General features: G+C 65.7%; 5 protein-coding genes and 1 pseudogene. 5 read left to right on the top strand and 1 reads right to left on the bottom strand.

Going from position 1 to position 7,433, the window contains the following annotated elements; genetic code table 11:
* A pseudogene (locus KAY22_RS21905) lies at positions 1–170 on the top strand (serine/threonine protein phosphatase); the annotation flags it as partial.
* 90 nt (positions 171–260) lie between these two features.
* The gene (locus tag KAY22_RS21900) at positions 261–2,915 is read left to right on the top strand and encodes an EAL domain-containing protein (RefSeq protein WP_296625317.1); all 2,655 of its coding nucleotides are present in this window, start codon (positions 261–263) and stop codon (positions 2,913–2,915) included.
* 200 nt (positions 2,916–3,115) lie between these two features.
* On the opposite strand, the gene purL is transcribed toward KAY22_RS21900, so the two are convergent.
* Positions 3,116–5,278, bottom strand: coding sequence for a phosphoribosylformylglycinamidine synthase subunit PurL (gene purL, locus KAY22_RS21895; RefSeq protein WP_296625316.1), 2,163 nt, complete (start codon positions 5,276–5,278; stop codon positions 3,116–3,118).
* Positions 5,279–5,362: 84 nt separating this feature from the next.
* On the opposite strand from purL, the gene KAY22_RS21890 reads away from it, so the two are divergent.
* From KAY22_RS21890 to KAY22_RS21880, 3 genes are all read left to right on the top strand, one after another.
* A complete protein-coding gene (locus KAY22_RS21890) occupies positions 5,363–5,920 on the top strand; it encodes a sigma-70 family RNA polymerase sigma factor (RefSeq protein ID WP_296625315.1) in 558 nt (185 codons plus the stop codon).
* The gene (locus KAY22_RS21885; RefSeq protein ID WP_296625314.1) at positions 5,907–6,677 is read left to right on the top strand and encodes an anti-sigma factor; all 771 of its coding nucleotides are present in this window, start codon (positions 5,907–5,909) and stop codon (positions 6,675–6,677) included. Before KAY22_RS21890 ends, KAY22_RS21885 begins: the two co-directional genes overlap by 14 nt.
* A 19-nt stretch (positions 6,678–6,696) precedes the next feature.
* Positions 6,697–7,433 (top strand): redoxin domain-containing protein (locus KAY22_RS21880; RefSeq protein WP_296625313.1); only part of this gene is annotated, 737 nt, incomplete at its 3' end.

Genomic DNA, 7,433 nt, shown 5'->3' with positions numbered 1-7,433 from the left:
ATTCCATCTCGACCGATCCGGACCTGCAGCCCAATCGGATGGGAATCGATACGGGGGCCTATCGCAGCGGCATCCTGACGGCGTTGGGCCTGGAGGGAGATCGCCGCTGGCTGATCCAGGCCAGCGTCATCGACGGCGAAGTTCAAACGAAATTAAGCAGCTTCGGCTAAGCCCGACTCGAAATGGAGCCGTGCGCGCGAGCCTCGGCTTCCCGGATCGAGGAGATGCGCCGCATGCGGCGGGTACGTGGCAGGTCGGTAATGGCGATCGAAACGAGGAACGAGGCCGAGCCCCGGCGCGGCCAGTTTCTTCATGGCCTGTTTCCGAGCACCGACACGCATGATCAGCAGTCGATCGCCAACCGGGTGCGGATGACGGTCGATGCCCTGCCGGTGCTGCTGCTCGCGAACGTCGTTGTCGCGGGGGGACTTGCCTTCGTGCGGCGTCCGGATGTCGGCAGCGCGGCCTTCTGGGCGCTGATCCTGCCGCTTGTCCTCATCCTTCCGGCTGGCGCGGCCTTGGTGCTGTTCGGCCGGCGCAGGCGGGCCGGTCCGGGGCAGGGCGAACGCGGAGCGATCGGGTCGCCGGTGCGGATGCACGGTATCATCTCGCTGCTGGGGTTGCTTCAGGGGGCGGGCTGGTCGTTGTGGATGCTCGGCCTTCGAAGCGATGCCACCGATCCGCATTGGCCCGTCGCGATCGTGGCGCATGGCGCGTTGCTGATCATCACGACGCTGATATTCGCTCCCGTGCCGACGGCCGCGCTCGCGCTGTGGCTGACGCTGTCGATCGCGAGCGTGGGGCTGTTCGGGCAGTTTGCGGTGCTCGCCATGCTGCTTCCGTTGCTGGCGGTCGCGACGGTCGCACTGGGCGGCATATCGCAGCGCAGCTATCTCGCCTCGCGCCGCTGGCTGGTAAATGCGGCTGCCGCGCTCAAGGCCTCGCTGCTGCTCAGCGAGTTCGAGGAGAGCGGTCGGGGATGGTTCTGGGAAACCGACGATCGCGGCCTGATCAGCTACATTTCGCCGCAGATCGCGGTGGCGCTGGGCGTGCCGGTCGAGCAGTTGCTCGGAACTCCGATGACGGGACTCGTCCTGCACGAGACCGGAGAAGCGCGGGGCGGCACCGGCGATGGCGAACGGACGCTGGGTTTCCATTTGTCCACGCGCCTAGCCTTTTCCGAAATCGCCGTCCGCGCGGCGAGCGGCCATGACGTGCGCTGGTGGTCGCTGTCGGGGCGCCCCGCCTTCGACGAGTTCGGCACCTTTCTCGGCTTTCGCGGCAGCGGCACCGATCTGACCGAAATGCGCCGGTCGGAGGCCGAGGTTAAGCGGCTGGCCAGCTACGATTCGCTGACCGGGTTGCCCAATCGCATCCTGATGCGACGGACGCTCGACGAATCGATGCGCGATATCGCCGGGCGCCCGAAGCGTGCCGCGCTGTTCATGCTCGACCTCGACCGCTTCAAGATGGTCAACGACACGCTGGGTCATCCGGTGGGCGACAGCTTGCTGCGCCAGGTCGCCGAGCGCCTGCAGCGGATCGTTCACAACGACGGCCAGGTGGGACGTCTCGGGGGCGACGAGTTCAACGTCGTGCTGCCCGGCATCGTCGAAAAGAACCGGCTGGCCACGCTGGCGGCCGCGATCATTCAGGAAGTGTCGAAACCTTATCTGATCGAGGGATCGCACGTCACGATCGGGGCTTCGGTCGGCATCGCGATCGCGCCCGAGGATGGCGCCACGGCCGACGCGCTGGTGCGCAACGCCGATCTCGCTCTCTATGCGGCGAAGGCCGACGGCAAGGGCGTGCACCGCTTCTACGAGCCGGAAATGCATGCGAGCGCGAAGGACCGGCGCCTGCTCGAAATGGACCTGCGCAAGGTCATGAACGACAGCGGCCTCCACCTCGTCTATCAGCCGGTGGTCAACGCCGACAGCGAGGCGATCGTCTGCTTCGAGGCGCTGGTCCGCTGGAACCACCCGACGCGCGGGCCGATCTCACCCGCCGAGTTCATCCCTGTCGCCGAAGAGATCGGCCTGATCCCCCAGATCGGCGAATGGGTGTTGCGCACCGCCTGCATGGAAGCGGCCAACTGGCCCGATTCGGTCCGGATTGCGGTCAATATCTCGCCGATCCAGTTCGCCAACCCCTCGCTGCCGGGCATCGTCATGTCGGCGCTCGCCGCGTCGCAGCTGCCGCCGCACCGGCTCGAGCTGGAGATTACCGAGGGCGTTTTCCTCAACGACGATGCTGCTACCGACGCGATGTTCGCGCGGCTGAAGGCGATCGGAGTCCGCTTTGCGCTCGACGACTTCGGCACCGGCTATTCGTCGCTCGGCTATCTGAAGAAAGCGCCGTTCAACAAGATCAAGATCGACCAGAGTTTCGTCCGCGGCGCGGCGGTACCCGGCAATCGCAACGCGGCGATCATTCGGGCGATCGTGGCGCTGGCGGAAAGCCTGGAGATGGAAACCACCGCCGAGGGCGCGGAGACACCGGACGAGCTTGCGCTGATCCGGTCGCTCGGCTGCAGCCATATCCAAGGCTATATTTTCGGCAAGCCGATGCTGTCGGACGAGGCAAGGGCGCGTGTCGCGGGCTCGACCAAGCTGGCTATGCCGGGGTTGCTCGTCACGCGCGATCCGCGAGTCGCGGTGCTGCGGTCGGCCACCATCCATGGCGCATTCGGGCCGGCGCAGGGGCGTGTCCGCAACCTGTCGCGGTCCGGCGCGATGATCGAAAGCAGTACGGCCTTCCGGCCCGGCGATACGGTGGATCTGGATTTCGGCGAGGGTCGGCGGGTCTCGGCCGTGGTCCGCTGGTCAGACGAGGAGCGCTTCGGCGTCGCGTTCGACGAACCGATCGAGATCGAGCAGTTCAACGCGCAGCGGCAGCTGCGTGCCGCCGGATGATCGGGCGCAATTTATCTCTTGCTATTGATAGTCGTTCGCAATAATAAGGGGCATGCCGCTGGTTATGCCCTTGGTCAGCGGCGCACATGCCCCGAACATACCCCCTTGGGACATGCGAATGGGCGGGGTCCGCCTCTCCTGACCCCGCCCATTCTCCCTTTTTTCCAATAGCATAATCCCGCCGGCCAGCGGGGGCGGCCTCAGTGCATGAGCCCGGGGAAGAAGCCTTCATGCGCGGCCCGCAGATCAGACAGCGTGATGCCGACCAGAGTGTCGCCGCCGGTCACGCCGATCCGCCTTGCATTCACCCCGGCGGTCAGGGCCGCCGCGAGCAACGCATCCGAATTGGCGGTGGTCACGACATAGCGAGCCTGATCTTCGCCGAACGCGCGAACATGATCGAGTTCGTCGAGCTTGGCGCCGACATTGCCGGCCAGCGCCATTTCGGCGATCGCCACCAGCAGGCCGCCGTCCGACAGGTCGTGCACGGCGCTGACCTTGCCGCTGGCGATAAGTTCGCGGACGAAGTCGCCGTTGCGCTTTTCGAGTTCGAGATCGACCGGTGGAGGCGGGCCGTCTTCACGCCCGGCGACATAGCGCAACCATAGCGACTGGCCGAGATGGCTGCCGTCTTCGCCGATCAGGACGATATGCTCGCCTTCGGCCTTGAACGCGATCGTCGCCATCCTGTCGATGTCGGCCAGCAGGCCGATTCCGCCGATCGCCGGGGTCGGCAGGATGGCGCTGCCGCTGCCATCCTCGTTCTTGGTCTCGTTGTAGAGGCTGACATTGCCCGACACGATCGGGAAATCGAGCGCGCTGCAGGCCTTGGCCATGCCCTCGATCGCGCCGACGAACTGGCCCATGATCTCGGGGCGCTGCGGATTGCCGAAGTTCATGCAGTCGGTCGTGGCGAGCGGCTTGGCGCCCACTGCAGTGATGTTGCGCCAGCATTCCGCGATTGCCTGCGCACCGCCCTGAACGGGGTCGGCGAAGACGTAGCGCGGGGTGCAGTCGGTGCTGATCGCGATGCCCTTGGACGTCCCGTGGACGCGTACCACGGCGGCGTCTCCGCCGGGGCGCTGGACGGTGTCGGCGCCGACCATGTGGTCATATTGCTCCCAGATCCAGCGCCGGCTGGCGAGATCGGGCGACGCCATCAGCGTCATCAGATTTTCGGCCACGCTGCCCTTGGCCGGGACGGGGCCGAGCGGTGCGCGGGCCGGGGTGGGCACCCAGGGGCGATCATAGAGCGGGGCCTCGTCGGCGAGCGGACCGAGCGGGATGTCGCAGACCACTTCGCCGTCGAAACGCAGCACCATGCGGCCGGTCTCGGTGACGCGCCCGATGACGGCGAAATCGAGTTCCCACTTGCGGAAGATCGCTTCGGCCTCGGCTTCGCGGCCGGGCTTGAGCACCATGAGCATGCGTTCCTGCGACTCGGACAGCATCATTTCATAGGGCGTCATGCCGGTTTCGCGGCAGGGGACGGCATTCATATCGAGTTCGATGCCGACGCCACCCTTGGAGGCCATTTCGACCGACGAGGAGGTCAGGCCGGCCGCGCCCATGTCCTGGATCGCGACGATGACGTCTGTGGCCATGAGTTCGAGGCAGGCCTCAATGAGCAGCTTCTCGGTGAAGGGATCGCCGACCTGCACGGTCGGGCGCTTCTCCTCCGAATCCTCGGAGAAGTCAGCCGACGCCATGGTCGCGCCGTGGATGCCGTCGCGGCCCGTCTTCGAGCCGACATAGACGATCGGATTGCCGACGCCCGACGCGGCCGAATAGAAGATCTTGTCGGTATCGGCGACGCCGACCGTCATCGCGTTGACGAGGATGTTGCCGTCATAGGCGGGATGGAAATTGACCTCGCCACCCACAGTCGGCACGCCGACGCAATTGCCATAGCCGCCGATCCCGTGGACCACGCCCGAGATCAGGTGACGCATCTTGGGATGGTCGGGCCGGCCGAAGCGCAGCGCGTTCATATTTGCCACGGGCCGCGCGCCCATGGTGAAGACGTCGCGCAGGATACCGCCGACGCCGGTCGCCGCGCCCTGATAGGGCTCGATATAGCTCGGGTGGTTGTGGCTCTCCATCTTGAAGATGGCGGCCTGGCCATCCCCGATGTCGACCACGCCGGCATTTTCGCCGGGGCCGCAGATAACTTGCGGGCCTGTCGTCGGCAGCTTCTTCAGGTGAATGCGGCTCGACTTGTAGCTGCAATGTTCTGACCACATCACCGAGAAGATTCCGAGCTCGGTCAGGTTCGGCTCCCGACCCATCGCATGCAGGATGCGCTCATATTCTTCAGGGGACAGGCCGTGCTCGGCGACGATGGCGGGCGTGATCTCGGTCATGCGCCGCCGATAGCGTTTGAATCGGCTTGCGCCTAGACCCGTCGAAAGCGTCGAGGAAGGTTCCTTGTCGACCTTATGGAATAAATGGTCGACCAAGGCCGTAATCCCGCCATGACCCCCTGGACCGCCACCGATGTCGAACAGAGCCTGCCCCGGTTGCGCAGCTATGCCCGCGCGTTGACGCGCGACGCGGTGGCCGCCGACGATCTGGTGCAGGAGGCCTTGCTGCGCGCCTATGAACGGGCGGCCACTTTCCGGCCTGGAAATTCGCTACGTTCCTGGCTGCTATCGATCGTCCACAATCTCTTCATCGACCAGAAGCGGCGTGAAGCGAGCGAACAGCGCCGCAACGCCAGGGTCGCTGCGCTCGATCCCGGCATCGTCGTGCAAGGAGGCCAGGAACAGGCGGTGTGGCTCGCCGAGGTGGCTGCGCGTTTCGATGCTCTGCCCGACGAGCAGCGGGCGGTGGCCAGTCTGATCATCGTGCAGGGCGTCAGTTACCAGGAAGCGGCCGAAACGCTGGACGTGCCGGTTGGCACGGTCATGTCTCGACTCCATCGCGCGCGCGCCGCGCTGCGGGAGCCGCATCACGCCGGCAATGCCCGGCTGCATATCGTAGGAGGCAGGGATGCAGGAGCCTGAACCCGTTACCGACGACGAGATCGAGGCCTATCAGGACGGCGAGCTCGATCTGGATCGGCGCCTGGCCGTCGAGGTGCATCTGGCGCGCAACGCCGAGGCGGCAAGGCGCTTTTTCGAGGATCTGCGCCTGCGCTCTTCGCTGCGCCTGCTCGCTGCGCAGGCCGACGAGGCGCCACCGGCTATGCGTCGCACGGCGGCGATGCTCGCCGACCGGCTGAACCAGCGGCCGTCGCGGGGCTTTCGCCAATGGTTCGGACCGCGCGGCCTGTCAGGCCTCGCCGTGGCCGCCGCGCTCGTCGCGGTCGTGTTCCTGCCCGCGCGCTATGTCGTCGCCAGCCCGCCCGACTATGTCGGAGACGCGGTGGAAGCCTATCGCACGGCGCTGCTGCGTGAGCGCATGGCGTCCCAGATCGAGTCGCCCCGCATCGACGTCGCGGAAATCCGCCGGAGCACGAACATCTCCGTGCCTCGGCTGCCGGCCAAATGGGTGGTGACCGACGCACAGATTTTCCCGACGAAGAAAGGACCTGCGCTGCAGATCATGGTCAAGACGCCGACCGAGGGGACATTGTCGATCTTCGCCGTGCGTGCACCCAGCGATGCGCCGGCGGAGCCGGAGGCGGTGCGCCATGAAGGCGCCTCGGTCGCTTACTGGAGCGAGGGCGACATGTCTTACGCCGTTACCGGGGGCGATGCGCCCGAAGCTCTCGATACGATCGCCGAGGATCTAGCCGTCGAGAATCAGACCGAAGCCTGATCGTCGGAGAGACACGGCTATGAAGATTATTCCCGGCGAGTTCGCGCCGTGGTTCCAGGCGCCTGTGCCCGGTGGAATCAAGGAATTCCAGTTCTCGTCGCTTGGCGGGATGCACGTGCTGTTGCTGTTCGTGAAGAGCGCGGATTCGCTGCAGGCCCGGCAGGCGCTCGCTGACCTCCACAGGCGTCGCGCGATGCTCGACGACCGCCGCTTGTGTTTTTTCGGGATCACGCGCGATCCGCACGACGTCGACGCGGACCGGGCGGCGATAAATCTGCCGGGGATACGCTGGTTCACCGACTTCGACGGCGCGATCGCGCGAAGCTTCGGCGCAATCGACCTTGTTGACGAGTCTCGCCCGGTCTGGATGGCGATGGACCCGCTGATGCGGATCATGGGCCGTTCGGACGTTGCCAATGGCAGCGCGCTGCTCGATCGGATGGCCGAGGTGGTCGCCCGGCCGCGCGTCGAAATTCCCGCGCCCGTGCTGATCCTGCCCGATGTGTTCGATCGCGCCTTTTGCCGGCGTTTGATCGATGCCTATGAACAGTCGGGCGGAGAGCCCTCGGGCTTCATGCGCACCATCGACGGGAAGACGGTCGGTGTGTTCGACGAAAAGATCAAACGGAGGCGCGATCATCATGTCGAGGATCCCGCATTGCGCGAGCAGATCCAGCTTCGCCTGACCCGATTCCTGATTCCGATGGTAAAGCGCGCGCTGCAGTTCGAAGTGACCCGCGTGGAGCGGTATATGGT

This window comes from Rhizorhabdus sp., from assembly GCF_018006725.1.
Lineage (GTDB): Bacteria > Pseudomonadota > Alphaproteobacteria > Sphingomonadales > Sphingomonadaceae > Rhizorhabdus.
The sequence above is the reverse complement of the archived record's forward strand: the minus strand, read 5'-3'. Positions and strand labels throughout refer to the sequence as shown.